This is a genomic window from Deinococcus koreensis (genome assembly GCF_002901445.1).
GTDB lineage: Bacteria > Deinococcota > Deinococci > Deinococcales > Deinococcaceae > Deinococcus > Deinococcus koreensis.
This window is the reverse complement of sequence record NZ_PPPD01000001.1, coordinates 2,299,003-2,324,562: the sequence shown is the minus strand read 5'-3', so window position 1 is coordinate 2,324,562 and position 25,560 is coordinate 2,299,003. Positions and strand designations below refer to the sequence as shown.

Annotated in this window: 22 protein-coding genes and 2 tRNA genes; 10 read left to right on the top strand and 14 right to left on the bottom strand. The window is 71.4% G+C overall.

Annotated elements, in window-relative coordinates:
• Positions 1 to 123: 123 nt before the first annotated feature.
• Positions 124 to 1,431, bottom strand: coding sequence for an NPCBM/NEW2 domain-containing protein (locus CVO96_RS11015; protein WP_103313429.1), 1,308 nt, complete (start codon positions 1,429 to 1,431; stop codon positions 124 to 126).
• A gap of 326 nt (positions 1,432 to 1,757) precedes the next feature.
• On the opposite strand from CVO96_RS11015, the gene CVO96_RS11010 reads away from it, so the two are divergent.
• Positions 1,758 to 1,831, top strand: a tRNA-Cys gene (locus tag CVO96_RS11010).
• Between the two features lie 52 nt (positions 1,832 to 1,883).
• Positions 1,884 to 1,958, top strand: a tRNA-Val gene (locus CVO96_RS11005).
• Between the two features lie 179 nt (positions 1,959 to 2,137).
• Here CVO96_RS11005 and CVO96_RS21605 read toward each other — a convergent pair.
• From CVO96_RS21605 to CVO96_RS10985, 4 genes are all read right to left on the bottom strand, one after another.
• A complete protein-coding gene (locus tag CVO96_RS21605) occupies positions 2,138 to 2,581 on the bottom strand; it encodes a Sec-independent protein translocase subunit TatA/TatB (protein WP_279327007.1) in 444 nt (147 codons plus the stop codon).
• A gap of 122 nt (positions 2,582 to 2,703) precedes the next feature.
• Entirely contained in the window at positions 2,704 to 4,674 is a 1,971-nt protein-coding gene (locus CVO96_RS10995) for a serine/threonine-protein kinase (RefSeq protein ID WP_103312275.1), read from the bottom strand.
• A 31-nt stretch (positions 4,675 to 4,705) separates the two neighbouring features.
• A complete protein-coding gene (locus CVO96_RS10990) occupies positions 4,706 to 5,926 on the bottom strand; it encodes a DUF885 domain-containing protein (RefSeq protein ID WP_103312274.1) in 1,221 nt (406 codons plus the stop codon).
• Positions 5,927 to 6,189: 263 nt separating this feature from the next.
• The gene (locus CVO96_RS10985; protein WP_103312273.1) at positions 6,190 to 6,465 is read right to left on the bottom strand and encodes a hypothetical protein; all 276 of its coding nucleotides are present in this window, start codon (positions 6,463 to 6,465) and stop codon (positions 6,190 to 6,192) included.
• Between the two features lie 59 nt (positions 6,466 to 6,524).
• On the opposite strand from CVO96_RS10985, the gene CVO96_RS10980 reads away from it, so the two are divergent.
• Positions 6,525 to 7,823, top strand: coding sequence for a replication-associated recombination protein A (locus CVO96_RS10980; protein WP_103312272.1), 1,299 nt, complete (start codon positions 6,525 to 6,527; stop codon positions 7,821 to 7,823).
• 88 nt (positions 7,824 to 7,911) lie between these two features.
• On the opposite strand, the gene CVO96_RS21100 is transcribed toward CVO96_RS10980, so the two are convergent.
• Positions 7,912 to 8,073 carry a hypothetical protein gene (locus tag CVO96_RS21100; protein ID WP_165795276.1) on the bottom strand — a complete coding sequence of 54 codons (162 nt, stop codon included), beginning with the start codon at positions 8,071 to 8,073 and terminating at the stop codon, positions 7,912 to 7,914.
• A gap of 72 nt (positions 8,074 to 8,145) precedes the next feature.
• Between CVO96_RS21100 and CVO96_RS10975 the strand changes: the two genes are divergently transcribed.
• Positions 8,146 to 8,556 carry a ComEA family DNA-binding protein gene (locus CVO96_RS10975; RefSeq protein ID WP_103312271.1) on the top strand — a complete coding sequence of 137 codons (411 nt, stop codon included), beginning with the start codon at positions 8,146 to 8,148 and terminating at the stop codon, positions 8,554 to 8,556.
• Complete coding sequence (locus CVO96_RS10970; protein ID WP_103312270.1) at positions 8,556 to 10,757, top strand: DNA internalization-related competence protein ComEC/Rec2; 2,202 nt, start codon at positions 8,556 to 8,558, stop codon at positions 10,755 to 10,757. The genes CVO96_RS10975 and CVO96_RS10970 overlap by 1 nt, the downstream gene beginning before the upstream one ends.
• 3 nt (positions 10,758 to 10,760) lie before the next feature.
• Here the strand turns inward: CVO96_RS10970 and CVO96_RS10965 are convergent, their stop codons facing one another.
• Positions 10,761 to 11,759, bottom strand: a complete 999-nt coding sequence (locus CVO96_RS10965; RefSeq protein ID WP_103312269.1) for a Gfo/Idh/MocA family protein — start codon at positions 11,757 to 11,759, stop codon at positions 10,761 to 10,763.
• A 286-nt stretch (positions 11,760 to 12,045) separates the two neighbouring features.
• The gene (locus CVO96_RS10960) at positions 12,046 to 13,125 is read right to left on the bottom strand and encodes a methyltransferase domain-containing protein (protein ID WP_103312268.1); all 1,080 of its coding nucleotides are present in this window, start codon (positions 13,123 to 13,125) and stop codon (positions 12,046 to 12,048) included.
• Between the two features lie 54 nt (positions 13,126 to 13,179).
• Between CVO96_RS10960 and CVO96_RS10955 the strand changes: the two genes are divergently transcribed.
• Together CVO96_RS10955 and CVO96_RS10950 are read left to right on the top strand one after the other, a co-directional pair.
• A complete protein-coding gene (locus CVO96_RS10955) occupies positions 13,180 to 14,601 on the top strand; it encodes a TrkH family potassium uptake protein (protein ID WP_103312267.1) in 1,422 nt (473 codons plus the stop codon).
• 151 nt (positions 14,602 to 14,752) lie between these two features.
• Positions 14,753 to 15,412 (top strand): potassium channel family protein, encoded by a 660-nt coding sequence (locus CVO96_RS10950; RefSeq protein ID WP_103312266.1) that lies wholly within the window; start codon positions 14,753 to 14,755, stop codon positions 15,410 to 15,412.
• 18 nt (positions 15,413 to 15,430) lie between these two features.
• Here the strand turns inward: CVO96_RS10950 and CVO96_RS10945 are convergent, their stop codons facing one another.
• The 6 genes from CVO96_RS10945 to CVO96_RS10920 all read right to left on the bottom strand — a co-directional run bounded on the left by CVO96_RS10945 (position 15,431) and on the right by CVO96_RS10920 (position 22,633).
• Positions 15,431 to 15,877: a hypothetical protein gene (locus CVO96_RS10945; RefSeq protein WP_103312265.1), complete on the bottom strand. Its 447-nt coding sequence runs from the start codon at positions 15,875 to 15,877 to the stop codon at positions 15,431 to 15,433.
• Positions 15,878 to 16,150: 273 nt separating this feature from the next.
• Complete coding sequence (locus CVO96_RS10940) at positions 16,151 to 17,344, bottom strand: ABC transporter substrate-binding protein (protein WP_103312264.1); 1,194 nt, start codon at positions 17,342 to 17,344, stop codon at positions 16,151 to 16,153.
• 58 nt (positions 17,345 to 17,402) lie between these two features.
• Positions 17,403 to 19,271: a DUF3084 domain-containing protein gene (locus CVO96_RS10935; RefSeq protein ID WP_103312263.1), complete on the bottom strand. Its 1,869-nt coding sequence runs from the start codon at positions 19,269 to 19,271 to the stop codon at positions 17,403 to 17,405.
• Between the two features lie 131 nt (positions 19,272 to 19,402).
• Positions 19,403 to 20,188: an LPS export ABC transporter ATP-binding protein gene (gene lptB / locus CVO96_RS10930; RefSeq protein ID WP_243398459.1), complete on the bottom strand. Its 786-nt coding sequence runs from the start codon at positions 20,186 to 20,188 to the stop codon at positions 19,403 to 19,405.
• A 226-nt stretch (positions 20,189 to 20,414) separates the two neighbouring features.
• Complete coding sequence (locus tag CVO96_RS10925; protein ID WP_103312262.1) at positions 20,415 to 20,813, bottom strand: response regulator; 399 nt, start codon at positions 20,811 to 20,813, stop codon at positions 20,415 to 20,417.
• A complete protein-coding gene (locus CVO96_RS10920) occupies positions 20,810 to 22,633 on the bottom strand; it encodes a sensor histidine kinase (protein ID WP_243398297.1) in 1,824 nt (607 codons plus the stop codon). The genes CVO96_RS10925 and CVO96_RS10920 overlap by 4 nt, the downstream gene beginning before the upstream one ends.
• 119 nt (positions 22,634 to 22,752) lie before the next feature.
• Between CVO96_RS10920 and CVO96_RS10915 the strand changes: the two genes are divergently transcribed.
• From CVO96_RS10915 to CVO96_RS10905, 3 genes are all read left to right on the top strand, one after another.
• A complete protein-coding gene (locus CVO96_RS10915) occupies positions 22,753 to 23,493 on the top strand; it encodes an enoyl-CoA hydratase-related protein (RefSeq protein ID WP_103312261.1) in 741 nt (246 codons plus the stop codon).
• Between the two features lie 162 nt (positions 23,494 to 23,655).
• Positions 23,656 to 24,540, top strand: a complete 885-nt coding sequence (locus CVO96_RS10910; RefSeq protein ID WP_103312260.1) for an SDR family oxidoreductase — start codon at positions 23,656 to 23,658, stop codon at positions 24,538 to 24,540.
• A gap of 61 nt (positions 24,541 to 24,601) precedes the next feature.
• Complete coding sequence (locus CVO96_RS10905) at positions 24,602 to 25,555, top strand: leucine-rich repeat domain-containing protein (RefSeq protein WP_103312259.1); 954 nt, start codon at positions 24,602 to 24,604, stop codon at positions 25,553 to 25,555.
• Positions 25,556 to 25,560: the final 5 nt, after the last annotated feature.

Genomic DNA, 25,560 nt, shown 5'->3' with positions numbered 1-25,560 from the left:
ACCGGCCGGAGAAGGAGGGATCACGCGGGCAGCTTAGCAGGGGCGAGCCTGTCCCCCGAGGCGCCGCTCCTGTGGCTCTCGCGAGGTTCCGGAAGGTCGATCTGGGAGTCAAGTCCGGGAATGCTACTTCAGCGGCTGCCAGACGACGGCGACCTGGGTGTTGCCGTACCAGGGCTTGCGGTAGCCGGCGAAGTCGCCGACCACGACGTAGTAGTCCAGGGTGAGGTTCTGCGTCGGGGAGATCCCTGCGGGCAGGACGACCCGGAACTCGCGCTGCAGCACGCTCGCGCCCCCGGAGAGGACGCTGGTGGTCTCGGAGACCGGGGTGGCCGCGTACTCGCAGCCCTGCACCGGGCAGCCGGAGTTGCCGATCTCCAGCGAGGTCTCCAGCCCCGGGGTGAGCCTGACCGTGACGGTGAAGGTGACCGCCGAGCCCGGCCGGGCCGGGAGCAGGGCCGGGGCCGCGCTGGCCTGCACGCCCAGCAGCTTCTGCTGGATGGTGAGCGGCGCGCGGGCGACGTCCCGGCCGCCCTGGCTCACCACCAGCGTGTAGGGCGCGCTCAGGCTCTGGGTCTCGGTGTAGAAGTCCGGCAGACCGGGCGCGTCGATGACCACGCGCTGGGGGCCTGCAGCGGCGGGGAGGGTCAGGCTGGTGGTGCGGAGCTGCAGGCCGCTGGAAAAGCCGGGCGCGACCTCCAGGCGCAGGCCGACCGGGCCGCTGAGATCCGCGAAGGTGGCGCTCAGGGCGGCGCTGTGCTTGTGGAAGATCTCCAGGCGATCCTGGCCCAGCGTCAGGGTGGGCCGGGGGGTCACGGCCGCGCAGCGGACGGTCGGCTGCACCCAGTCGGCGTGGTCGTACGCCTTGCCGTCCCCGCCGTCGGTCACGACCAGCTTGAGCGCCTGCCTGCCCCGGATGTCCAGATCGGCCCACTTCGTGGCGCTGGCGCCGGTCATCAGGCCACTGTCGAAGGCCTTCACGCCGTCCAGATACACCTGGAAGACCACGCTGCCCCGGCTGCCCACCTCGTCGTCGATGCCCACGCCGACCCGGAAGCGGCTGCAGGTGGCGCCGCTGCCCTGCAGGCCAAAGCGCATTGAGCTGCCGGCATGAACGCCGAAGCCGCGCGCGGAGGTCTGCCCGTTCAGGGTCAGCGTCCGGCCGTCCGAGGCGCCCATCTCGCCGTTGGAGCGGTTCACCTCGACCGGCCCCCAGCCGTTGCTGGCGTCCAGCACCCGCTCGTAGCTCAGGCTGTTGTCACCGGGCGTCAGGCTCTGGGCGCCGAGCTGACCGGCGGGCGCGCTGTATGTCCAGGGGTGATCAGCCCCGGCGTAGGGATCGCCCTCCGCCTGCGGCACCCCGGCGCCGCCACAGGCGTTCAGGAGGGCGGCGGCGCCGATGAGCCAGAGGGGGTGGAAACGGCGTGGGGTCATCATCGTGCTCCCTGAGGTGAGTGGGGGCGGGTGTGCGGGGTGGCTGATCCTTCCGGGCGGCCGACCCTGTGGGGAGGGCTGGAGCAGGGCTGGCCCGGCGTTCTTCCTGACGCTGACAGGGTGCCCGGCGGAGCGTTACATGAACGTTTCCTTAGAACCGGCCTGACGGGGGTGGCCCTCCCCCTGTGCCCGGCCCCCACCGTGATCCTGGGCTGGCGGCGACCCCCCGTTTACAGCCCACCAGGGCCGTGCTAACATGCCACGCGCTGGAGAGGAAAGGCCCATCAGGCCCCGCCCGCAAGGGACAGCACAAGCCGGATGACAGCGGCGCTGTAGCCAAGTGGTAAGGCAGAGGTCTGCAAAACCTCCACCACCGGTTCGAGTCCGGTCAGCGCCTCCAAAGCTCCATGCAACAGTTCCAGGCAACCGCCCCCGCCCCGCCCGGCACCCATAGACTCGTAGCTCAGGGGTAGAGCACTACATTGACACTGTAGGGGTCAGGAGTTCAAATCTCCTCGAGTCTACCAAGCAAAACCCCCGCCCAGCGGGGGTTTTTCCTGTTTCTTCCCACCAGCGGCCAGCGCGGTTCGCGCGAGACCCCTGGGGGCGTGATGGGTCTCCCGGTCAAACCGGAGGCACCCGAACGGCGGACGCTCCCCACATAGACCACGCTGATCCACGCCGCAGCGGCTCCGGGGTTCCGGGTTCAGCCGGCGCCAGGATCGGCCTCGTCTTTCCGGGGCGGCGCGGGCTGGGGCGCGGCGGCCTGCGGAATCAGGCTCTGGGAGGGCACCGGGGCCACCGGCTGCGGAGCGTCGGGGGCGGCAGCGGGGTGGATGGTCTGTGCTGCAACGCCCTGTGCTGAAACACTCTGTGCTGCGACACTCTGGGCCGAGATGGTCTGCACCGGGGCGGGCGCGGGCGGCGTGGGGGCCGCCTTCATGCTGCCCTCCAGCTCCTCGCGCAGGCCCTGGGTACTCTTGCGGAATTCGCGCAGACCGGCGCCCAGGCTCTTGCCCAGCTCGGGCAGCTTGCGCGGGCCGAACACGACCAGGGCGACTATCAGGATGACGATCAGTTCAGCGGGGCCGAGGTTGGGCATGGTGGACTCCTTGGGGGGCGGCGCCGGACGGGCCGGCAGGCGGGACACACAGCAACTCTCCAGAGTCTAGGCCCCAGGGGTAAGCGGAAGTTGAAAGGAGGATGCACCTGCCCAGGGAACCGCCCGTGGCCGGCGCACCGGGGACGTCCTCCGGAGCGGCCGGAGCCCTATCAGGCCCCCGGCTCCAGCACCGGGCAGCGGTAGGCGCGCAGGGTGCCGTTCATGAAGGCCACGTACAGCGTGCCGTCGGCGGCCAGCGGCGTGGCCTGGACGCCGGTGCGCTCGCGGTGCCGCCAGCGGGGCGCACCCGTGCGGACATCCAGCGCCGCGAGTTCGCCCGACTCGGAGACCAGGAACACCAGCCCGGCGCTGATCACCGGGCTGGCCGTCACGCGGCCCTCCAGGGCGTGCGACCAGACGTCCTCGCCGTCCGACAGGCGCAGGGCCCGCACGGTGCCGCCCCAGCCCGCCAGGATCGCCAGGCCCTGGGTGCTGTCGCTGCGCGTGAGGGCCGGGGACGCCCAGACCTCGTCCTCCAGGTCGTAGGTCCAGAGGGTCGGTTCAGGCCCGCGCAGCACCGCCCGGCCGCGCTCCACGCCCAGCGCCAGGGCATGAACCTCGCCCTCCCAGGTGGCGACCACCAGCGTGGCCTCGCCGCTGCCGGTGGGCAGCAGGGCCGGGGTGGCGTGGACGGTGCCGACCTCCACCCGCCACAGGGGGTGGCCGGTGTGGGCATCGAGGGCGTGCAGCCAGCCGCTCTCGTCGAAGAGCAGGGCGGCGCCGGCCCAGATCAGCGGACTGGCCGCCACCGGCCCGCCGGCGCGGTAGGCCCAGGCCAGTTCGCCGGTCATGGCGTCCAGGGCGTGCAGGTGGCCGTCGCGGCTGCTGGCCAGCACGCGGCCCTGCCAGAGGGTCGGGGCGCCGGTCAGCTCGGCGCGCGCCTGATGGCGCCACAGTTCCGCGCCGGAATGCAGCTCCACCCGCCGCAGGGTGCCGTCCCAGGCGCCGAACAGGATGTGGCCGCCGTGGAAGGTGGCGGGCGCCGTGACCTCGTCCTTGGCCGCGAAGGTGGCGAAGGGCCGCCCCGAGGAATGGGTCAGCACGAGCTGCCCGCCGCGCGTGCCCACCGCCACCAGATCGCCCTCGCCGACCACCGCCGCTGGCCAGGTGACCTCACCGGGCAGGGGCACGCTCCAGGCCTCGCGCAGGGTCGAGACGCGGGCGGGGCCGTCCGGGTGCTCGCCCGTGCGGGTGCGCCCGCCCCGGTACTGGCCGCGGGCGTGGTTCGTCCAGACGTCGCGGCGCGCCAGCGCCCACAGGTGCGCCAGCGCCTCGCCATCTTCCGGCCGCTCCTCGGGGCGCTTGGCGAGCAGGGCCAGCAGCACGCGCGCCACGGCGTCGGGCACCGCCGGGTTGAGGTCGCGGGGGTCGGGCACGCGCTCGTAGACGTGCTGGAACATCACGCTCTGGTCGCTGTCGCCCACGAAGGGCGGAATGCCGCAGGCCACCCGGTAGAGCACCGCCCCCAGCGCGTACAGGTCGCTGCGCGGGCCGACCCCCACCCCTTTGGCCTGCTCCGGCGCCATGTAGGCGGGCGTGCCCAGCGTAACGCCGCTGCGCGTGAGGTGCCGGGTGTGCTCGGTCAGCGCCACCAGCCCGAAATCCATGATGCGCGGCAGGCCGGCGTCGTCCAGCAGCACGTTGCCCGGTGTCAGGTCGCGGTGCGTGATGCCCTGGGCGTGGATGAAGTGCAGCGCCCGCGAGGCGAAGGCCGCCGCGGTCAGGAAGCGGGCCAGCGGCAGGGGCGCGTCTTCCAGCGGCCCCAGCGCCGTGATCAGGCCGCCGGTCATCAGGGGCATGGTGAAAAAGGGCCGACCCCCCCCGGTCTCCGGGCTGCCCGCCTCGGTGCCCAGGTCGAGCACCGGCACGATGCCCGGATGGGTCAGGCGGGCCAGGGTCCGCACCTCGCGCAGAAAGCGGGCCTGATCGGATTCGGGAACGTGGCCGTGCATCAGCTTGACCGCCACGTCCCGGCCCACCACGGTGTCGTGGGCGCGGAACACACGGGCGCTGCCCCCCTCGCCCAGCAGGGCCAGCAGGTCATAGCGCCCGGCGAGCCTCTCGCCCACGTCCAGTGGCATACCCCTGGAGTCTAGCGCCCGCACCTGGGCCTTAAAGGGTGGATTGCGCCTGTGCCCGCAGCCCGCCGGGCGTCAGGGGCTCGCGCAGCAGCCGCGCGAAGGCGCCGGAACCGCCGCTGTCCACGAAGTCCTGCACCAGCTCCTGACCAGCCGAATACGTGAAGATGTAGGCCCGGAAGGTCGGGCTGGTCAGGAAGCGCAGCGACTGCCGCGCCCGCTCCGGCGTGAGCAGGCCGTAGCGCTGCAAGAAGGCCAGCACCTCGGCCTCGGGCTGGCCCTCCTCGTGCAGCCTCAGGGCGGCGGTGGCGTTCACGGCCCGCAGGTTCTCCTGGGCGCGGCCGGCCTCCAGGCAGGCGCGCACGTCCCCGGCGTCGAGTCCGGCGCGCGCGGCCAGCTCACCGCACAGCCAGGCCTCTTCCTCCTGGGGGCTCATCACGGCCCGCAGGGCGTTCATGGCGATGCCCTCCGACACCGCGCATTCGGGCGTATTGAGGGTCTGGAGGCCGTGCTCGCGCCAGCCCAGCCCGCGCACCAGCCGCGCCTCCTTGGTGGCGTGCTCGGTGTGGTGGCCGGGGTAGCCCTCGTGGGCCAGCAGATCCGGCAGGGCGGTCAGGGTGACCGGCAGATCCGTGTTCAGGTCGATGCGGCTCTTCAGGTCGCCCAGCGGCCAGTTGTACCCGCCCCAGGGCCGGTCGGAGACCAGCGCCACGCTGAAGTCCTCGCCGCCCGGCAGGCCGAAGCGCTCGCGGGTGCGCGTCCGCAGCTCGGCCAGGATGGGCTGCGCCAGTTCCAGAATCCGCTCCGGCGACACGACCACCCGGGAGCGCAGACCCTCCAGCCGCTCCGGCAGAGGCCCGCGGCCGGGCACCCGCGACTCCACGGCGTCCAGCGCCGCGTCCAGCTCGTCCTGGCTGAGCCCCCGCGGTTCGATGTCGAAGAGGCCGCGCACCTCGTCGCGGTAGGGCCGCACCTCGCCGCACAGCCGACCCGTCGTGACCAGCATGGCCCGCACCTGGATGTCGAGGAAGGCCCGGCGCTCCGGTGATTCCACCCCCTGCACGCCCTCCAGCAGCGCCTCGGCGCGGCTGTGCACCTCGGCAGGTGCGGCCAACTGCCGGTCGGCCCACTCCGGCGGGCCGCCGTAGCCGTCCACGTAGCCGCTCTCGTGGGCGTCGATGGCGTGGGCCAGCCGGACGTAGGCCTCGGCGGGGTCTCGGGAAGTCGGGTCGTGGGGGGAAGGCGGCGCAGTCATGGGGGCAGGATAGGCGAGCGGGCCCAGGCCGGCGAGCAGCGGCTTCGTTCATGGTCGGGACGTGGGTCTGGAGCGGTTCTGGGACACCGTTGAGGGCGTGGCGTTGGGCGGTGAGGCTGCGAGTGACCCCTCAGTCCGCTGCGCGGCCAGCTCCCCTCAAGGGGAGCCGGGGGTTGAACTTGGCTCCCCTTGAGGGGAGCTGGCACCGGAGGTGACTGAGGGGTCGTCCGCAACGCAACCGAGACCGACACCCCCTGCCCCACTCAGTCCGCCACGAACACCAGCCGTTCCAGGGTGCCGTCGGGGTGCGCGTCGGGGAGTCCGGCCAGCGCCTGCCGGCGAAGCTGCGAGAGGGCGGCGCTGACCGCCGGGGCATCGCCGTACATGTCGGCCGCGCCGTCGGTGAGCAGCAGTTCCAGGCCGCCACTCCCCCCCTGGGCGCGCAGGCGCCAGCCCTGGCCTTCGGGGTGCGCGCTGACCTCCACCCCCGCCGGAAAGTCCGCGAGTTCCACCTGATGCCGGAAGGTCGCCATGTCCATGCGGGCATTGTGCCGCGTGCGCCAGCCGCTTCACCTGCGCCGCCGCTACACTCGCGGGCGTGACCCTCTTCGACCCGCCCGCCCCCCTGGCCGAGCGCCTGCGCCCCCGCACGGTCGCCGAGGTCGTGGGGCAGTCGCACCTGCTGGGGCCCGGGAGACCCCTGACCCGCGTGCTGCAGAGCGGGCGGCTGGGCTCGCTGATCCTGTGGGGGCCGCCGGGCGTGGGCAAGACCACCCTGGCGCGGCTGCTGGCCGGCGAGGTCGGGGCGCACTTCATCGCGCTCTCGGCGGTCAGTGCCGGCGTGAAGGACGTGCGCGAGGCCACCGCCGAGGCCGAGCGCCTGCGGGGCCGGGGCCAGCGCACCATCCTGTTCCTCGACGAGATCCACCGCTTCAACAAGGCCCAGCAGGACGCCCTGCTGCCGCATGTGGAATCCGGCCTGCTGACCCTGATCGGCGCGACCACCGAGAACCCCAGTTTCGAGGTGAACCCGGCGCTGCGCTCGCGGGCCCGCACGCTGGTCTTGCAGGCCCTGACCCAGGGGGAGGTGCGCGAGCTGCTGAACCGCGCCCTGAGCGACGAACGCGGCCTGCCCGGTGTGAGCGCGCAGGAGGACGCGCTGGAACTGCTCGCCCGGCTCTCCGAGGGCGACGCCCGCCGCGCCCTGAGCACCCTGGAGGTCGCCAGCACGCTGGCCGACCCGGTCACTCCGGAAGCCGTCACCGAAGCGTTCGGCAAGCACCTGCCCGCCATGGACAAGAACGGCGAGGACTTCTACAACCTGATCAGTGCGCTGCACAAGAGCGTGCGCGGCAGCCATGTGGACGGCGCGCTGTACTGGCTGGCCCGCATGGTCGAGGGCGGCGCCGATCCCCTGTACGTGGCCCGCCGGGTGGTTCGCATGGCCGCTGAGGACATCGGCCTGGCCGACCCCCACGCGCTGCGGCTGTGCATCGCCGCGCGCGACACGGTGGAATTCCTGGGCAGCCCGGAGGGTGACCTGGCGCTGGCCCAGGCGGTCGTGTACCTCGCCCTGGCGCCCAAGAGCAACTCGGTGTACGTGGCCTGGAAACGGGCCCTGGACGCGGTGCAGGAGGGCGAGACGCTGCCGGTGCCGGTGCACCTGCGAAACGCTCCGACCCATTTCATGCGCCAGCAGGGCTACGGCCAGGGCTACGCCTACTATTTCGACGACCCCGAAGGCTCGTTCGCCCAGGACTACCTCCCGGGCGGCGTGCAGCTCGGTCTGTACGCCCCGACCGGCGAGGGCTGGGAGGCGAAGGTGGCGGCGAGGTGGCGCAAGTTGCAGGTCGCACACGGAGAGGGGCCGGAACCCGCGCAGGCAGAGGAGGTCTAACCGTCCAACGGTTCAAGAGAAGGCGAGACGCCGCGTTCTTCTCTGTTAAAGGGTGAGACCCGGCCTGCCGCCCTTCGCAGGCCGCCGCCTAGATGAACAGCGGGGCGTCGGGGTCGTCGGGCAGGGGGCGGCCCTTGCGGGCGAGCAGGGCCGCCGTCGTGCCGATCCCGATGATCGCGCCGAGAGCGACCACGATCAGCGCCCAGGTCAGCCGCGCTTGCGAGTGATCATGAATGCGGTCGGAAACCATGCCCGCAGCATAACAGCCTCCCCCCGGCGGGTGATCAGCCGGGCCGTGGCCCCACGCCCCTAAAATGACCCCATGCCCAGAAGCGAGCAGGTCTGGTCAGCGGGCCTGCTCTCGGGCGTGCTGCTGGTCGGGGCGCTGACCGTGGGCCCGGCGCTGTGGCCCCGGCCCCGGGTGCCCACCGTGACCCGGGCCGCGCTGCCGGCCGCCACCGCTCCGCCCTCGACCGAGCCGCTGTCGTCCGGGCCGGCCCCGACCGAACCGCCGCGGTATGCAACCACCGGCAGCATCGCCCCGCTGATCTCGGGCCGGGTCAACCTGAACACGGCCACCCAGGAGCAGCTGGAGGCGCTGCCCAAGGTGGGGCCGAGCCTGGCCCTGCGGATCATCGGCGGGCGGCCCTACCGCTCGGTGGCCGACCTCGACCGCGTCAGGGGCGTGGGCGAGGCGACCCTGCGGGCGCTCTCGCCGCTCGTGTCATTCTGATGACCCGGCCCGGCTGGGCGGGCCCGGAACCGGCCCCCCGGCTGGCGTGGCCGATCCCGGCCGTGCTGGGCGTGATGGGCGGCATCCTGCTGGCCCTGGGGGTGTGGTGGGGCGCGCTGGGCCTGCTGCTGGGCGCCGGGCTGGCCGGGTGGGAGGCGCGGCCGCTGCTGGCGCTGCTGACCCTGCTCGCGGGCGGCGCCGGTTTCACGTCGGGGCGGCTGGTCGTGACCCGCCCCGACGCGCTGGCCCCCTGGATCGGCGCCCAGGTCACGCTGGACGGGCAGTGGGACGGGCAGTTCCTGACCCTGGCGGCCCCGCGCGCCCGGCTGGCGCTGGCCCCCAAACCGCTGGCCCGGCCGGGGCGCCTGCGCGTCAGCGGCCGGCTGGTGGCCCCCGATGGACAGCGCACCCCCGGCGGCTTCGATCAGGCGGCGTGGCTGCGGGCCCAGGGCGGCCTGCTGCTGCCCACCCCGACCGCCGTGCTGGTGGCGGCCCGCGTCCGGGCCAGCGCGCGTGAGGGCGGCGTGCGCGGCTGGTTCCGCCGGGGGCTGGTCGCCGGGCTGACCCAGCGGCAGGCGGCGCTGATGCAGGCCATCGAACTGGGCGACCGCTCGGATATCGGTCGGGAGGACTTCGCCGAGGGCTACGCGGTGCGGGACGGCTTCAACCGCTCCGGTCTGGCGCACCTGATGGCCCTCTCCGGACAGAACGTCGCGCTGATCACGTTCGTGCTGGTCTGGGCGCTGGGCTGGCTGGGCTGGACACCGGGCTGGCGCTACGGCGTGCCGGCCGCCCTGCTGATCGGCTATCTGGCGCTGGTCGGCCTGTCGCCCAGCATCATGCGGGCGGTGATCATGGGCGGCGTGGCCCTGGTCGCGCTGGCCCTGGGCCGCGGCAAGGTCGATGCCCACGGCCTGATCGCCCTGACGGCCCTGGTCTGCCTGCTGCTGTTCCCGCTGTGGCTGCTGGATATCGGCTTCCAGCTCTCGTTCCTGGCCGTGCTGGGCCTGACCCTCTCGGGCCAGGTCGCGCAGCGGCTGCCCACGCGAGTCCCCCAATGGCTGCGCCTGGCGCTGGCTGCCACCGTGCTGGCCGAGGCCGCGACCCTGCCGGTCATCGCCGGCACCTTCGGCCAGCTGCCGCTGGTGGGCCTGCCCGCCAACCTGCTGGCCGCGCCCCTGATGGCGGTGCTGGTGCCCTCGGGCTTCCTGGCGGGGTGGCTGGGGCCGCTGGCCGCGCCGCTGAATCAGGTCAACGGCGTGCTCCTCGACCTGCTGCTGTGGATCGCCGGCACGGGAGGCCGCTTCCCGGTGCTGACCTGGGGCACGGTCTCGGCCGCGGGCCTCCTGGCGTATGGCCTGTGCGCGCTGGCCGGCGTGCTGTGGCTGCGGGGCCGGATTCGGGCGCCGGTGGCGCTGGGCGTGGTGCTGGCGAGCGCCACCTTCACCACGCTGCCCACGCTGCTGCGTCCGGCCCGCGAACTGGTCTTTCTGGACGTCGGGCAGGGCGATTCCACGCTGATCCGCCTGCCGGGCCTGACCGTCCTGGCGGATGCCGGGGGCTCGGTGAACAGCGACTACGACGTGGGCGGCCGCACGGTGGTACCGGCCCTGCGGGCGCTGGGCATCCACGGAATCGACATTCTGATCGCCACCCACGCCGATACCGACCACATCGAGGGCGTCAGCAGCGTGCTGCGGGCCTTACCCGTGGGCGAGCTGTGGATCGGGCACGACAAGGTGGGCGACCCCGTGCTGGACACGGTGCTGCAGGCGGCCAGGGAACGGGGTGTGCGGGTGCGTGAAGTCCGGCGCGGCGATCAGATCACGGCGTCCGGAGCGACCCTGACCGTGCTGTGGCCGCCCGGACATGTCTGGAGCACCGCCGACAACGACAACTCTGTGGCCATAAAGCTGGAGTCGCATGGCTGGAGCACCGCCCTCCTGGGCGACCTGCCCGACCCCGCCGAGGCGCTGATAGGCCTGGGCCACCTGAACCTGCTCAAGGCGGCGCACCACGGCAGCCGCTTCAGCACCGGCGACGCCCTCCTGCAACAGACGGCCCCCGCCGACGCGGTGATCAGCGTGGGCCGCAACACCTACGGCCACCCGCATCCAGACGTGCTCGGCAGGCTCCAGGCCGCTGGCGTGAAGGTCTGGCGCACCGACCAGTCGGGGACTATACGGTGGCCGATTCCGTGACCGTCAGCCGCGGCGCTGCTCTCGGCCCACCTCCACCCGCTCCCCCGTCCGAGCGGACTTGTACAGGGCGTCCAGCACGCGGGCCTGCGCTACGGCGTCCTGCGGAGGATAGAGGGCGGGCTCCTCGCCCAGCGCGACCCGCTGGAAGTGGGCGACCATGGCGGCGTAGGCGTTGAAGGGAGGGGTCTCCTCGGTGCGGTGACCGCCGGAGCCGTCGACCCGCAGGCGGATGGGCTCGTCCGTCTGCCCGCCGGAGACCCTGTCCGTGTCGAGCGTGCCGCGCGTGCCGATCACGCTCAGGCGCTGGGCGCCCGCGCCCCAGTCGAAGCCGCAGTCCAGGCTGACCAGGGCGCCGGGGTACTCCAGCACGCCGCTCAGGGCCATGTCCACGCCCCCCGGCGTCCAGCGGGCCTGGGCGCTGACGGCCTGGGGTTCGCCCAGCAGCAGCCGCGCGGCGTTCACGCAGTAGGTGCCTACGTCGTACAGCGCCCCACCGCCCTTCGTGGCGTCCCAGCGGATGTCGTCCGGGCTCCCCAGGCCGAAGCCGAAAGCCGCGTGCAGGGCGCGGATCTCGCCCAGTTCGCCGCTCTGCACGATCTCGCGCACGCGCCGCAGGTAGGGATGGAAGCGCGGGGCGAAGGCTTCCAGCAGCGCCCGGCCAGTTTGCTGCGCTGCCTGGGCCAGTTCCAGCGCCTCGGCCGCGTCCAGGGTGAAGGGCTTCTCGGTCAGGGCGTGCTTGCCGGCCTGCAGGGCGGCCAGCGTCCAGGGGTGGTGCAGGTCGTTGGGCAGCGGGTTGTACACCGCGTCGATGTCTGCGGCCAGCACGTCGGCGTAGCCGCCCACCAGGGGCACCCCGTACTCCTGCGAGAAGGCCTGGGCCCGCTCCGACAAGGGATCGCGCACGCCCAGGGCCACGACCTCGCCGCCGGCCTCCCGGATCGCGGGAATGAGTCTCTGCGCGATGCGGGCCGCGCCCAGGATGCCCCAGCGGAGGGTGGTCATGGGAACAGGTTAGGGCAGATCGGTGGTTTCGACGGCGCCGCCGATGAAGCGGTCAAGCTCGAGCTGATCCCCTCCACGAATCAGAAGGTCAAACGTCGCCCCTATCGGTGCAGTGCCAGGGGAGCTTATTCCAGCTACCGCATGTGGCCCACTCTCTATATCCGCGAGCTTAAACGCCGCTCGGTCACCAACTCGAATCACGCCCTGGATGTCGGCAACTCTGACCGCCCAGGCGCCGGGCGTCCCGAGGTAGAACGTATCGACACACCGTGCCCGCGCCATCCCCCTAGCGCCGGTTCAGCAGATACACCTTCGGGTGGTGCCCGCCGCTGGCGACCTGCAGGATCTCGCGCCCGGCCCACTTGGTCTGCTCCTGCAGCACGCGCTCGAACAGCCGGATCTCGTGGGTGATCACGGCCAGGCGGCCCTGCCTGCTGGTCAGGCGGTGCATCTCGTTCAGGAAGGCCGGGTACAGCACCTCGTTGTCCATGTGGCTGCCAATGGCGTCGCCCCAGGGCAGGTCGGCGGTGATCAGGTCGAAGGAGCGGGCCGGGAGGCCGGTGTGCAGGGCGTCCAGGCAGGCGACCTCGACCTCGCGGCCGGCGGCTTTCAGGTTCTGCTGGGCGCAGTCCACCGCGCTCTGCGAGATGTCCACGCCGACCATCGCGTCAGCTGGCCCCATCAGGGCGCGCTCGACCAGCAGGGTGCCGCTGCCGCTCATGGGGTTGAAGATCCGGTCGACGTCGCGTTGCCCGGCCAGCTTGTGCACGGCGTAGGCGATGGTGGCGTTCAGGCCGCCCCCCATGTTGCACACCCGCCACGCCCGGGCCGACAGCGGGCGCGGGGTGATACGCGCCAGCACGTCCCAGCCGGGGCCGTCCTCCTGGGGCCGCAGGCGGATCAGCAGTTCGCCCGCCTCGGGGTCGTGGGGCAGCTCCAGCGAGGTCTGCAGTTCCTCGGCCAGCCGCTGCATGACGCTGGACTCCTTGCCCGCCGCGCCCAGCCGGAAGGAGGTGTGCCCGCCGACCGCCACGACGCTCCTCAGGTAGTCGGTGAGTTCCCCGAGCTGCTGGTGCCCCAGCAGGCCGCGCGGGCGGGGCACGTCCCAGCTCTGGACGCGGTACACGGCGATCACGGACTTCAGGCGGGTCAGGCGGTCGGGGTCGCCGGGATACCAGAAACGCGGGCCGCGCACATCGCGGGCCAGCGGCACCGCTGCGAGTTCGGTCTCGGCCACGTGCTCCAGGCCGCTCAGGGCGTCCAGTTCGTATTCGTGCGCCTTCTGACGGGTGCGGTGATCGACCTTGGGACGGCTCGATTTGCGCCCGGTGGCGTGGGGGCGGTCGGGGCGGGCGGCTCTGGGCATGACAGATGAGTATAGCCGCCCCGAAGTCTGCGGGCGTACAATCCGCAGGTTCCTATGACCCGCCCGCCTCCTGCCCCCCTCTCCGCCAGCCCGGCCGGCGAGAACCGCCTGCGGAAATCGCTGTTCTCGCGGCTGAGCCCGCCGCAGCTGATCGCCCTCTCCTTCGCCACGGCGATCCTGGTGGGCGCGCTGCTGCTGTGGCTGCCGGTGATGCACGGCGTCAATCCGGACGGCACGCGGCGCTCCGTGAATTTCCTGCAGGCGCTGTTCACCTCGACCAGCGCGCTGTGCGTGACCGGGCTGAACGTGATCGACCCGGCGCGGGATTTCAACCGGCTGGGGCAGGTCACCATCATGCTGCTGATCCAGCTGGGCGGGCTGGGGATCATCACCTTCGGCACGTCGTTCGCGCTGCTCTCGCGCCGGCGGGTGAACTACTCCGAGCGCATCCGGCTGGCGCAGCAGGTCAGCGCCCTGAATGCCGGGGACGTCCTGCCGCTGATCCGCAACATCTTCCTGTATACCTTCGTGATCGAACTGGCCGGCGCGGCGCTGCTGGCCCTGCGCTTCGTGCCGCTGGAGGGCTGGGGACGGGGGCTCTTCTACGCGCTGTTCCATTCCATCAGCGCCTTCAACAACGCGGGCTTCGCGCTGTACTCCAACAACCTGATGAATTTCACGGGCGACCCGCTGGTCAGCCTCGTGGTGGCCCTGCTGATCATCCTGGGCGGTATGGGCTTTCTGGTGCAGCTCAACGTGGTGGGCCACCTCCTGCACCCACGCCGCCACCGCCTGATGGTGCACAGCAAACTGGTGCTGACCATGATGAGCGTGCTGCTGGTGTTCGGCACGCTGGCCTACCTGGCGCTGGAGTGGAGCAATCCCAAGACCCTCGGGCCGCTGCCCCTGGGCACCAAACTGCTGGCCAGCTTCTTCCAGAGCGTGACCACCCGCACCGCCGGCTTCAACACCCTGGACTACGGCGCGATGGGCCTGGCCACGCTGTTCATCTCGATCCTGCTGATGTTCATCGGGGCGAACCCCGGCGGCACGGGCGGCGGTATCAAGACGAGCACCTTCTACGTCATGATGGCCAGCGCCTGGAGCATGGTGCGCGGCCGGCGCGACACCACGCTGTTCCACCGCCGTATCGACACCGAGACCATCCTGCGGGCCATGACGGTGGGGCTGCTCAGCATCGGGCTGGTCAACGCCATGTTCCTGCTGCTGCTGATCTTCAACACCCGCCCGGACGTGCTGTTCGTGAACCTCTTCTTCGAGGCGGTCAGCGCCTTCGGCACGGTGGGCCTGAGCATGAACACCACGCCGCTGCTGAACCCCGATCAGCACCTCGTCCTGATCGCGCTGATGTTCCTGGGGCGCATCGGGCCGCTGACCTTCGCCGTGGCCTTCAGCCGGCCGCGCGGCAAGGAACTGGTGCGCTACCCGGCGGACCGCGACATCCTGATCGGATGAAGGAGTGGAAAGACGTGATGAGCGATGAGGCGAGAGGAATGAGGGGAAGAGGGCGGCCGCCCTGGGGGTCTGGGGGCTGGCCCGGTCAGCGCCCCACACCACGGCTCATCACTCGTCCCTCCTCTCTCATCCCTTCCTGCAGAGGCCCGCTATGAAGACCAAACAATGCCTCGTGATCGGCCTCGGCCGTTTCGGCACCGCCGTCGCCACCACCCTCTACGAGATGGGCCATGAGGTCGTGGCCATCGACCAGAACGAGGAGAACGTCGAGCGGGTGATGAACCTCGTGACCCACGCCGCCATCGTGGACGCCAGCGACGAACGGGCCCTGCGCGCCATCGGCGTGGCCGAGTTCGACGTGGTGGTCGTCGCCATCGGCACCGACGTGCAGTCGAACATCCTGGCGACCATGAACGCCAAGAGCCTGGGCGCACCCTACGTGGTCAGCAAGGCCATCGACGAGATGGCCCGGCGCGTGCTGGAGCGCATCGGCGCCGATCTGGTGATCCGCCCCGAACACGACATGGGCGTGCGGCTGGCCCGTCAGATCGCCACCCCGAACATCGTGGACACCCTGGATCTGGGCGGCGACTACGCCATCGTGGAGATCGAGACCAACGAGCGCCTGAAAGGCACCCTGCGCGACCTGAACCTGACCGGCCGCTTCGGCGTGCAGATCATCGCCATCAGCCACGCGGGCAAGATCGAGGTCACGCCGCGCGCCGAGGACATCGTCAAGCCGCACGACCGGCTGGTCGTGATCGGCACCAGCCACAACCTCGACGAGCTGCGGCGCTTCCTGGGCGAGTAGCGCGCCCGGCCGGCCGGATCAGCGCTCCGGCGCGGACAAGGTTCTGAGGGCCGGACAGTGCAGCTCGCCGCGCAGGGTCAGGGCTTCGACCACCTGCCGGGACGGCAGCGTGCCCTGCACCCGCGTTCCGGGCCGCACCGTGACCGGGCCGCCCGGCGTGTCCAGCGTGACCGTCGAGCGCAGTCTCAGGGCCCGTTCCAGGCAGGCGGCGTCCTGGGCACTGAGGGTCAGGGTCTGCGTCCGGGCGCCGGTGGTCACGCTGACCTGCGCGGCGCTGAGATTCCCGGCGGCCAGCACCCGCGCCGCGCGGGCCTGGGTGCCCAGCGCGGAGGCCAGCGCCGCCAGCAGCGGCAGCAGCGCGGCCAGCCCCCAGACCACCAGCGGGCGCGCCAGCCCCGGCCGCGCCAGGAACAGCAGCAGCGTTCCCGCACAGAGCAGGGTCAGCAGGACGTAGAGAACGGACATGGCCGCCAGTGTAGCGGGGCTGGATTCGGTGGGGCTGGGTTTGATGGGACTGGGTTCGGTGGGGCTGGAAGAACCTGGAGAGCGCTCATCAACTCATACGAAGTGAAAGTGATCCTGCGACATCCGAGACCCCTCGGCCTGTCACCCTGGGCACCGCGAAGGATTTCGGAACGGGCGTCCGGGAAGGTGCTCCACGGCGTTCAGCACGACACGACCGCGTTCAGCCCGGCCCTGGTCGGTGACCGATCACACGGCCCGTACCCTGCCCCGGCCTCAGCGCTCGGCCTGCCGCTGGGCGTCGTCCAGGGCGGCCTTCGCGCTCTGCTTCCCGCCGGTCGCGCGGGCGATGGCTTCTTCGAGCAGTCCGGCCCAGCGGGCGTAGTCGGGCGTGGTGGGGCGCGGCACGGCGCGGGCCATCTGGGCGTGGGCAGCGCGCAGCTGCGGGTTTTTGGCGTACCAGCCGTCCAGCAGTGGGGTCACGGCGCGGCGCGGCGGCGCGTAGGCGGTGGTCTGCACCCAGCCGGCCAGCCGGCCGCTGTCCATCAGGAACTGCCAGAAGGCCACCCCCCCGGCCTGCTCGGGCCCAGAGGTGCCGCGCGGCACGCCCAGCACCGCGCCCCCCAGCGGCACCGTGCAGACCCCCGGCTTCTCACAGGGAAAGGGCGCGATCCCCAGGTTGAAAAAGGGCAGCTTGCGGGCGTCCGTCCAGTTGGCGACCGAGGCCAGCACGAACAGGTTCTGCCCGCGCGCGAAATCGAAGGCGCTGCGGGTGGCCTCGCCCAGGCTGCGCGGCTGGGCCTGACCGGCGGCGCTCATGCGCGCGAGCTGGGTCAGGGCCTCCACGGCGTCCGGGGAGTTCAGGGTGGGCCGGTTGCCCTCGACCAGACTGCCGCCGCGCGAGAGCACGTTCGCCTCGAAGGTCCAGGCGTCCGAGGCCGCGATCAGGGGGCGCCGGCCGCCCGTGGCGAGCGCGCGGCTGGCCGTCTCCAGGCCCGTCCAGGTGTTCGGGAAGGTCACGCCCGACTTCCTGAGCGCCCCGGCGTTGTACATCAGTACCGGCACCGACACGTTCCAGGGCAGCCCGTAGGTCTTGCCGCCCAGCTGCCCGGCCTTCCACACCGCCGGATAGATGTCGTCCTTCAGGTCGTCCGGCACGCCGCCCAGCGCGCGGCCGAGATCCAGCAGGTCACCCCGCGCGGCCAGTTCCGGGAACTGCGTGAACTCCAGCTGCACCAGCGCGGGTGCGCGGCCGGCCTTCAGGGCTCCCTCCAGCCGGGGCAGCAGCTCGCGGTAATTACCCTGCGCCACGGGCACGATCTCGTAGGCGCTCTGGGAGGCGTTGAAGTCGCGGGCGTAGCCGGCCACGGTGTCTTTCACGCCGGTCATGGCGTGCCAGAACTCCACGCGGAGGGGCGCGGCCTGCGCGCAGGTGCTCAGAAGCAGGGTCAGGGACAGCAGTCGGCGCATGGCCCAGAGTCTAGCCGCCGGGCCTGACGCGGGTTTGAACTCCCTCGGGAACTGTGGTTCAGGGCAGCTTCGGGTACAGATCCACGCGGGTGCTGGGCTTCACGTCGTCCCGCGCGGCGATCCCGACCACGGCGGTGGCGTCGTTGCGGGCATTCAGGCGGCTGAGCAGGTCGATGAACTCGGACACGTCCAGGCCCTGGTTGGTGATGTACTCGTCCGGCACGCCGCGCGTGGTGATGTCCACGATGGTGTCGCGGACCAGTTCGCTGATCTGATCCTGGATCACGCGGGGATCGGCCTTGAGGTTCACGCTCGTGCGCCGGATGATGTCGCCCCCCTGGTACAGCACCGCGTTGGAGCGGGCGTCGCAGAACAGGTCGACCGGAAAGCCCAGGGCGGCGTTCTGGGCGGCCCGGCACTGCACGAAGGTGCTGGCGTTCAGGCCGCGCAGTTTGGTTTCCAGCATGCTGCGCGCCGCCGGGCTCAGGCGCACCGTGGGCGTGCCGCGCGCGCCGCGGGTCTGGGCCGCCCGCGCAGCGTCCTGCAGGAAGCGGTCGAGGTTGCGGACGCTGGGCACCACGGCCGCGTAGACCAGCTCGTTCTTCGGGTAGGCGAGGTCCGTGTTGCGGCTGGCGTTCAGCTCGGCCCGGCTGCTGGAATACTCGTCCTGCAGGCGGCCCAGCGTGGCCCGGGCCACCGCCAGATCGCTCGACAGCACCTCGTTGCTCTTCTTGAGCGCGACCTGCTGCACCTGCAGGGCGTTCAGGTCGTCGCGGGCCTTGTCACGCTGCTGAGAGATCCGGTCTCGCTCCGCGACCAGCCGGCCGCGCTCGGCCACCAGCCGGGTGCGTTCGGTGGCCACCCTGTCGCGCTCGGCAGCGGCGGCGTCGCGGGCCTTCTGGGCGGCCTGTCGCTGGGTCTCGGCCTGACTGCGGGCGGTCTGGGCAGCGGCCAGCGCATTTCCGGCCGCCTGCAGATCCTGCTGCGCGAGCTCGCGCGAGGTCTCCAGCTGCCCGACCTGGGCGCGCAGATCGCTCACCTGGGCCTGGGCGGTCTGCAGCTGCGCCTGGGCCGACCGCACCTGAGCCTGGGTAGAGCGTACCTGGGCCTGGGTCGAGCGCACCTGAGCCTGGGCCGAGCGCACCTGTTCCCCCGCCTGCACCTGGGCCTGCCGGGCACTGGCCTGAGCCTGCTGGGCACGTACCTGGGCGGCCTTCGCGGCGGCCTCCGCCTGTGTGGCGCGCAGGCCGGCCTGATCCGCGCGGGCCTGCACGTCGGCGGCCCGGTCTTGGGCGTTCTGGGCTTCCTGCTGCGCGAGCGCCGTGCGGGCCCGGAAGTCCAGCACCTGGGCGTCGAGGGCCTGGGCCCGGTCCTGGCTGGCTTTCAGGGCGGTCTCGGATTTCAGCAGCTTGGCCCGGTTGTCCCTGGCGCGCGTCTCCAGCGTGGCGATGGTGGTGCTCAGGCCCTTCACGCGGGTCTGCAGGCCCTCCGCCTGGGCCTTCAGGCGTTCACCGGCCTGCCGGGCCGCGTCCAGATCGCTGCGGGCACGGCGCAGATCGGCCTGGGCCGTGGCCTGCAGCTCGCCCAGCCGCTGCGCTTCCTGCTGAGCCTTGTCACGTTCGCTGTTCGCGGCGCGCAGGGCGGTCTGGGCCCCCTTGATCTCCTGGCGCAGCGACTCCAGCTGCGGCCGCAGCTGATCGGCCGAGGCGATCACGTCCACGGCGTTCTTGTTCAGCAGCAGGAAGGCGGTCAGGCTGGCCGCGCTGATCGCCATGCCCGACAGCACCGCCACGACCAGCGCGGTGGTCTTGGGACGCAGGCCGAACCAGCGGATGTGCTTGCGCCCGGCCCGGCGGGCAATGGTATCGGCGGCGTAGGCCACCACGCCGGACAGGATCACCACGAACGCCAGAAATACCCACAGCATGTCCTACCTCTCCCCTTTCACAGCCCTCACGGCGAAGCTCCCCGCCGTCCCAGTGTCGTCAATTCAGTGTCGATCCAGTCTCAGCTCCAGACCCTCCGACCCTGCTCCCCCCGCCGTCCGGCCGCCGGGGCTTACAACTCGAAATCGTCGCCCAGGTAGTGCCGGCGCACGTCCTCGTCCTGCGCGAACTGGGCCGGGGTGCCCTCGAACTTCACCTCGCCGTCGAACATCAGGTACACCCGGTCGGTCAGGGCGATGGTCTCGCGGACGTTGTGATCCGTGATGAACACGCCGATACCCCGGCGGTCGCGCAGTTCCCGGATCAGGCGCTGGATCTCACGGATGCTCTTGGGATCGACCCCGGTGAAGGGCTCGTCGAGCAGCAGGTAATCGGGATCGGTGGTCAGGGCGCGGGCCAGTTCCAGGCGCCGCCGCTCGCCGCCCGAGAGCTGGTACGCGAAGGAATGGGCCAGATGGGTCAGGCCGAACTCGGCCAGCAGCGCGTCGGCGCGGGCCTCCTGCTCGCCCCGTGGCAGCTTCTGGTATTCCAGGATCGCCAGCAGGTTGTCGCGGGCACTGAGCTTGCGAAAGGCGCTGGGCTCCTGCGGCAGGTAACCCAGGCCCAGCCGCGCGCGCTCGTGCATGGGCAGCCGGGTCAGCTCACGCTCGCCCAGGTGGATGCTGCCCCCGCCGGGACGGATGAACCCCACCACCATGTAGAAGGTGGTGGTCTTGCCCGCGCCGTTGGGGCCGAACAGCGCCACGATCTCGCCGGGCCGCACGGTGAAGTTCACGTCGCGCACCACCGTCCGCCGGCCGTAACTCTTGCCGAGCCCCTGCGCCTGCAGCACCGGACGCAGCGGGGCAGCGGCCTGGGCCGCCACGGGAGAATCCGGGGAGGACAGTGGGGCGCTCAGACTCACGCAGGCAGCGTAGCACGCGTTCCCGGCGCTTCCCGTGAGCAATCTCTGATTCCCCCCACCCCGCCAGACAGGGGGCCGGACAGGGGCGTCAGGGGCGGCGGCCGGGGGGCAGGGCGGTCTTCAGGAACCGGGCGAATTCCGAATGCCATCCGTTTCGTTGACCGCCAGCGAGGCACACCCAGTGCTGTCCTGGATGTTCCGGACTGGAGCGGAGGCCGTATCAGGAGTTCCCCAGCGTCCGGACCACGTCCACGAACTCCGCGATGCTCACCGGCTTGGGGAGAGAGGCGCTGGCGTGCTGGCCAGAACTGTGCCAGAGCTCCGCCTCGGCGCGCGAGGGCGTCAGGACGATCACCGGAATGCTCCTCAGCCCCTCGTCGATCCTGAGGACGTCCAGCACCTCCAGCCCGCCCATGCGGGGCATGTTGAGATCCATCAGGATCACGTCCGGGCGCACGGCGTCGGCGTACGGGCCCTCGCGACGCAGGAAGGCCAGGGCCTCCACCCCGTCGCGCACATGGTGCAGATGGTGGATGAAGTCCGCCTCGCTGAAGGCCTCGCAGGTCAGCATCACATCGGCCGGATTGTCCTCGACCAGCAGGATTTCCAGAGCTTTCATGGGGTCTCCTCCGGCCCGGAGGGCTGTGGGGTGGCCGCTGTGGCGTCCTGATCCGGACTCCCGCCTGGACGGGTGGCTGGCGGCTGCGGGTCTGACTGGCGGAGGTCTGACTGGAACGGCCCTGCCCCCAACGATCCACTCAGGCTCCACCGTGACCCCGGAGCATCCGGATCGGTGGGTTCTGGATCGACAGGCCCTGGATCGGCAGGCAGGGGGTCAAGGGGCACCTCCGGCAGACTGAAGTGGAACACGCTGCCCTGCCCCGGCACACTCTCCAGCCACAGCTGCCCGCCCTGCTGCTCGACGGCGCTGCGCGCGACCGCCAGCCCGATCCCGCTGCCCTGGAACTCGTTCATGGGATGGAGGCGCTGGAAGACCCCTAAGATCCGCTCGTGGTACTGCGGCTCGATGCCGATGCCGTTGTCCTGCACGTGGAATACCCAGCGCCGATCCTCACCGGTGGCGCTGATCCGCACCCGTGGGGGGCGCTCCGGCGCGTGGAACTTCAGGGCGTTCCCGATCAGGTTCTGGAAGACGTGCCGCAGCAGGTCGGCATTGCCCGGCACCGTCGGCAGCGGCCCGACCTCGACCTGAGCGCCGCTGCCCTGCACCTGGGCCTCCAGGTCGCTCAGGACGCCCTGCACCAGCGTCCGGGTGTCCACGCTGCCGACCGGCCGCTGGCCCTGGCGCACGCGGGAGTAGGCCAGCAGATCCTGGATCAGGGCCTTCATGCGCGCCGTGGCGGCGGTCGTGAAGGCGATGTACTGGTCGGCGCGCTCGTCGAGCCGGCCCTGGTAGCGCCGGGCGAGCAGTTCGGTGTAGCTGCCGATGGTCCGCAGGGGCTCCTGCAGGTCGTGGCTGGCCACGTACGCGAACTGTTCGAGTTCGCGGTTGGAGCGCTCCAGCTTGTCGTTCGCCACCCGCAGCTCCTGCTCGCGCTGCTGTACGGCGCCCGCCATCAGGTCGAACTGTCGGCCCAGGGCGGCCAGTTCCTGCACCGGGGTCGGGGGCAGCCGCCGGTGGTACTGCCCGGCCGCGATCTCCCGCGCGCTCTCGGCCACGTTCTCCAGGCTGCTGGACACCGAGCGGGCCACCTGCCAGGCGGTCAGCAGGATCAGCAACATGCTCAGTCCCAGCCCGCTGAAGGTCAGCCAGCGCACGCGGTTCAGGGTGTCCTGACTGGACACCACCGCCTGACTCAGCCGGGTGTTCTCGTCGCCCTGCATGGTCGAGAGGATTCCGCGTGCGACCTCCAGCAGTCCCCTGCTGCCCCGCTCGCTGACCAGCGCCGTGGCCCGCTCGGCGGAGGTTCGGCGCGCCTCGATCTCGGGTTCGGCCTCTTCCTGCCGCCAGCGGGCGACCAGCTCCTCCACGCGCTGCAGGTTGGCGCGCTGCTGCGGGGTGGCGCTCAGGTCCTCCAGGGCGAACACGTGCGCCTGATAGGCCGCCTGACCATCGGTGAAGGGGGTCAGGAACTCCGGGTTCCCGGTGATGAGAAAGCCGCGCTGGCCGTTTTCCATGGCCGAGAGGTCGCCCCCCAGCAGGCTCAGCAGGATCAGCCGGGTCTGCGAGTCGGTGACCAGAAGGCGGCTCTGCGTGTTGCGGCCCACCCCCACCAGCACCGCCATCCCCACCCCCACCAGCAGCAGGAACGGCAGCAGGAAGGGGCGCAGCAGCATCACCCGCAGGGGCACGCCGGATCGCGGCCCCCGGCCCGCCGGCCCGCCACGCCCCTGGGGAGCCCCGTCCTGGGGCCCGCGTTCCTGAAGCAGCGGAGCGGGGGCCGCGCTGCGGATCAGATCGGGGGCGGGGACGGACACAGTGCCCCCCATTCTATGAAAGGCCCACTGGAAAAGAGATGGAATTCCGGCATTTTCCAGACACGGGCCGCACACAGGCACGGCACCGACCCACGTCCCGTCCCCGCTACACTCCAGACATGACCTCTGAAAGTGTGAGCCTCGCCCGCAGCGGTGAGGTCGCCACCCTCACCATCACCTCCAAGATGGGTTCCATGGGCCCGGCCTTCTGGCGCGAGGTGCCCCAGGCCCTGGGCGAGCTGGGCAGCGCCCGGGTGCTGATCGTGCGCGGCGTGCAGGTGTTCAGTGCCGGCCTGGACGTGAAGGCCAACGCGGCCCAGATCGCGCCCGTGCTGGGCGACCCGGCGGGCTTCGCGGCGGTGGTGGCCGAGATGCACGCGGCCATCGAGGGCCTGGCCGCCCTGCCCATCCCGGTGATCGCCGCCGTCCACGGCTGGTGTATCGGCGCGGGGCTGGAGCTGATCGCGGCGGCCGACCTGCGCCTGTGCAGCGGGGACGCCCGCTTCCGCCTGCCCGAAGTGCTGCTGGGCATCACAGCCGACCTGGGCGGCCTGCAGCGCCTGCCGCGGCTGATCGGCCACGGGCGCACGGCCCACCTGGCCCTGACTGGCGAGCCCATCGACGCGGCCACCGCCGAGCGCTGGGGTCTGGTGACCGAGGTGCTGCCCGACCAGGATGCCCTGTTCGCCCGCGCGGACGCCCTCGCCGCGCACCTGGCGGCCCTGCCCCCGAAAGCCCTGGAGGGCACCAAGCGCATCCTGCAGGGCGAGCGGCCGCACGCCGAGAGCCTCGCGGCCGCCGTGGCCTGGAACGCCCGGCACATGACCCTGGACGGCCTGCAGAGCGCGCTGAAGAAGTGAAGGGGTCGAGCCGTCGAACCGTCGAACGAGACCTCGGAGTCAGTCCACGACCTCGCCTCTCCAGACTGTTCCGACAGGACTGACACTTCCGACACCAGCGACTCCCAGCCTCTTTTAGACCGTTCGACCGTTCGACTGTTAGACCCGAACAAGGAGCCCACCATGACCCAGACGCCCCCCCAGTCCCTCGGCACCCTTCTCCCCGGCACCGCCGACTCCACCTTCCGTCCCGACCTGCTGCGCGGCAAGCACGCGCTGATCACCGGGGGCGGCTCCGGCATCAACCTGGGCATCGCGCAGAGCTTCGCCGCGCACGGCTGCGCCGTGACCATCCTGGGCCGCAACCTGGAGAAGGCTGAGAACGCCGCCCGGGGCATCGTGGACGCGGGCGGCCGGGCGACCGGCGTCAGCGCCGACGTGCGCGACTTCGCGGCGCTGCAGGCGGCGGTGGCGCAGGCCGTGGCCGCGCACGGCGACTTCGATATCGTGCTGGCGGGCGCCGCCGGCAACTTCCCGGCCCCGGTGGACGGCATCTCGCCCAACGGCTTCAAGACCGTGGTGGATATCGACCTGCTGGGCACCTACAACACCATCAAGGCCGCCGCGCCGCACCTGAAGGCCCCCGGCGGGAACGTGCTGAGCATCTCCGCCTACGGCATTCCGGTGCCCATGCAGGCGCACGTGGTCGCCGCCAAAGCCGGCGTGGACGCCCTGACCCGCACCCTGGCCGTGGAATGGGGCCTGCGCGGCATCCGCGTGAACGGCATCATCCCCGGCCCCATCGACGGCACCGAGGGCATGGCCCGCCTGGCGCCCGACGAACAGACCCGGGGGCGCTTCATGAGCACCGTGCCGCTGGGCCGCTTCGGCATCCCCCAGGACATCGCCAACGCCGCCCTGTTCCTGGTGTCCGACGCGGCCAGCTACGTCACCGGCGTGGTGCTGCCCGTGGACGGCGGCCAGAACATGCTCGGCGGCGCCCCCCAGTACCAGATGTTCCAGCAGATGGGCTTCGGCCAGATGGGGGGAGGGGCGAAGAAGGAGTAGAGCGGTGGGCAAACCCCTCAGTCGAAGCGAGGCATTCAAGCCCAGCCCGCTACTCTGAACCATGCCTTCCCCATCTCCCCTGCCCGCCCATCAGCACGGCCCCCATCAGCACGGTTCCGGGCCGCGCGGCGCCGACCTGCTGGAACGCCAGGACTGGACGGGCCTGCGCCGGATCAACCTCGACTCGGCGGGCCTGAGCGGGTGGCCGGAGGGGCGGATTCCGGACAGTGATATCCAGGTCTTCAGCATCTACGACAACGCCCTGACCTCCCTGCCGGACTGGCTGTGGACGCTTCCGGAACTGACCACCCTGAACCTGTCGGCCAACCGGCTCACAGGGCTGCCGGACGGGCTGGGCGACCTCCGGCAGCTCGTCATGCTCGACCTGGGGCACAACGCGCTGGGCACGCTGCCGGACGTGTTCGGCGGGCTGGATCGGCTGGCCTTCCTGTACCTGAGCAACAACCGCCTGAGCAGCCTGCCGCCGTCCATGCGCCGCCTAGGGGCGCTCCAGTACCTGAATGTCACCGACAACGCGCTGGAGCAGGTGCCGGGATGGCTGGGCGACCTGCCCTCGCTGACCGAGCTGCGGCTGTACGCCAACGCGCTCACGGCCCTGCCGGAGAGCCTGGGGCACCTGCCGAAGCTGCGCGAACTGCACGTCATGAAGAACCGGCTGGAGGAGCTGCCCGAGTCGCTGGGCGCGTGCGTCCGCCTGGAAAAGCTGAACCTGCAGAGCAACCGCCTCAGCGCCCTCCCAGCGAGCCTCGGCGGCCTCCAGGCCCTGACGGAACTCGACCTGCGTTTCAACCGCCTGACCGAACTCCCGGACAGTCTCGCGGGCCTGCACGCCCTGCAGTCGCTCGACCTGCGTGCCAACGCCCTGAGCAGCGTGCCCGACGCACTGGCAGAGTTGCCGAACCTACGGAAGCTGGATCTGCGCTGGAACCGTATCGAACGACTGCCGGACGCCTTTCACGCACTGACCCAGCGGGGCTGCCTGATCTATCTGTAGGTCGC

Bases quoted from the DNA above. Each gene is read 5' to 3' on its own strand.
- CVO96_RS11015 (WP_103313429.1), bottom strand. From the start codon at position 1,431: ATGACCCCACGCCGTTTCCACCCCCTCTGGCTCATCGGCGCCGCCGCC.
- CVO96_RS10995 (WP_103312275.1), bottom strand. From the start codon at position 4,674: ATGCCACTGGACGTGGGCGAGAGGCTCGCCGGGCGCTATGACCTGCTG.
- CVO96_RS10990 (WP_103312274.1), bottom strand. From the start codon at position 5,926: ATGACTGCGCCGCCTTCCCCCCACGACCCGACTTCCCGAGACCCCGCC.
- CVO96_RS10985 (WP_103312273.1), bottom strand. From the start codon at position 6,465: ATGGACATGGCGACCTTCCGGCATCAGGTGGAACTCGCGGACTTTCCG.
- CVO96_RS21100 (WP_165795276.1), bottom strand. From the start codon at position 8,073: ATGGTTTCCGACCGCATTCATGATCACTCGCAAGCGCGGCTGACCTGG.
- CVO96_RS10975 (WP_103312271.1), top strand. From the start codon at position 8,146: ATGCCCAGAAGCGAGCAGGTCTGGTCAGCGGGCCTGCTCTCGGGCGTG.
- CVO96_RS10970 (WP_103312270.1), top strand. From the start codon at position 8,556: ATGACCCGGCCCGGCTGGGCGGGCCCGGAACCGGCCCCCCGGCTGGCG.
- CVO96_RS10965 (WP_103312269.1), bottom strand. From the start codon at position 11,759: ATGACCACCCTCCGCTGGGGCATCCTGGGCGCGGCCCGCATCGCGCAG.
- CVO96_RS10960 (WP_103312268.1), bottom strand. From the start codon at position 13,125: ATGCCCAGAGCCGCCCGCCCCGACCGCCCCCACGCCACCGGGCGCAAA.
- CVO96_RS10955 (WP_103312267.1), top strand. From the start codon at position 13,180: ATGACCCGCCCGCCTCCTGCCCCCCTCTCCGCCAGCCCGGCCGGCGAG.
- CVO96_RS10950 (WP_103312266.1), top strand. From the start codon at position 14,753: ATGAAGACCAAACAATGCCTCGTGATCGGCCTCGGCCGTTTCGGCACC.
- CVO96_RS10945 (WP_103312265.1), bottom strand. From the start codon at position 15,877: ATGTCCGTTCTCTACGTCCTGCTGACCCTGCTCTGTGCGGGAACGCTG.
- CVO96_RS10940 (WP_103312264.1), bottom strand. From the start codon at position 17,344: ATGCGCCGACTGCTGTCCCTGACCCTGCTTCTGAGCACCTGCGCGCAG.
- CVO96_RS10935 (WP_103312263.1), bottom strand. From the start codon at position 19,271: ATGCTGTGGGTATTTCTGGCGTTCGTGGTGATCCTGTCCGGCGTGGTG.
- CVO96_RS10925 (WP_103312262.1), bottom strand. From the start codon at position 20,813: ATGAAAGCTCTGGAAATCCTGCTGGTCGAGGACAATCCGGCCGATGTG.
- CVO96_RS10915 (WP_103312261.1), top strand. From the start codon at position 22,753: ATGACCTCTGAAAGTGTGAGCCTCGCCCGCAGCGGTGAGGTCGCCACC.
- CVO96_RS10910 (WP_103312260.1), top strand. From the start codon at position 23,656: ATGACCCAGACGCCCCCCCAGTCCCTCGGCACCCTTCTCCCCGGCACC.
- CVO96_RS10905 (WP_103312259.1), top strand. From the start codon at position 24,602: ATGCCTTCCCCATCTCCCCTGCCCGCCCATCAGCACGGCCCCCATCAG.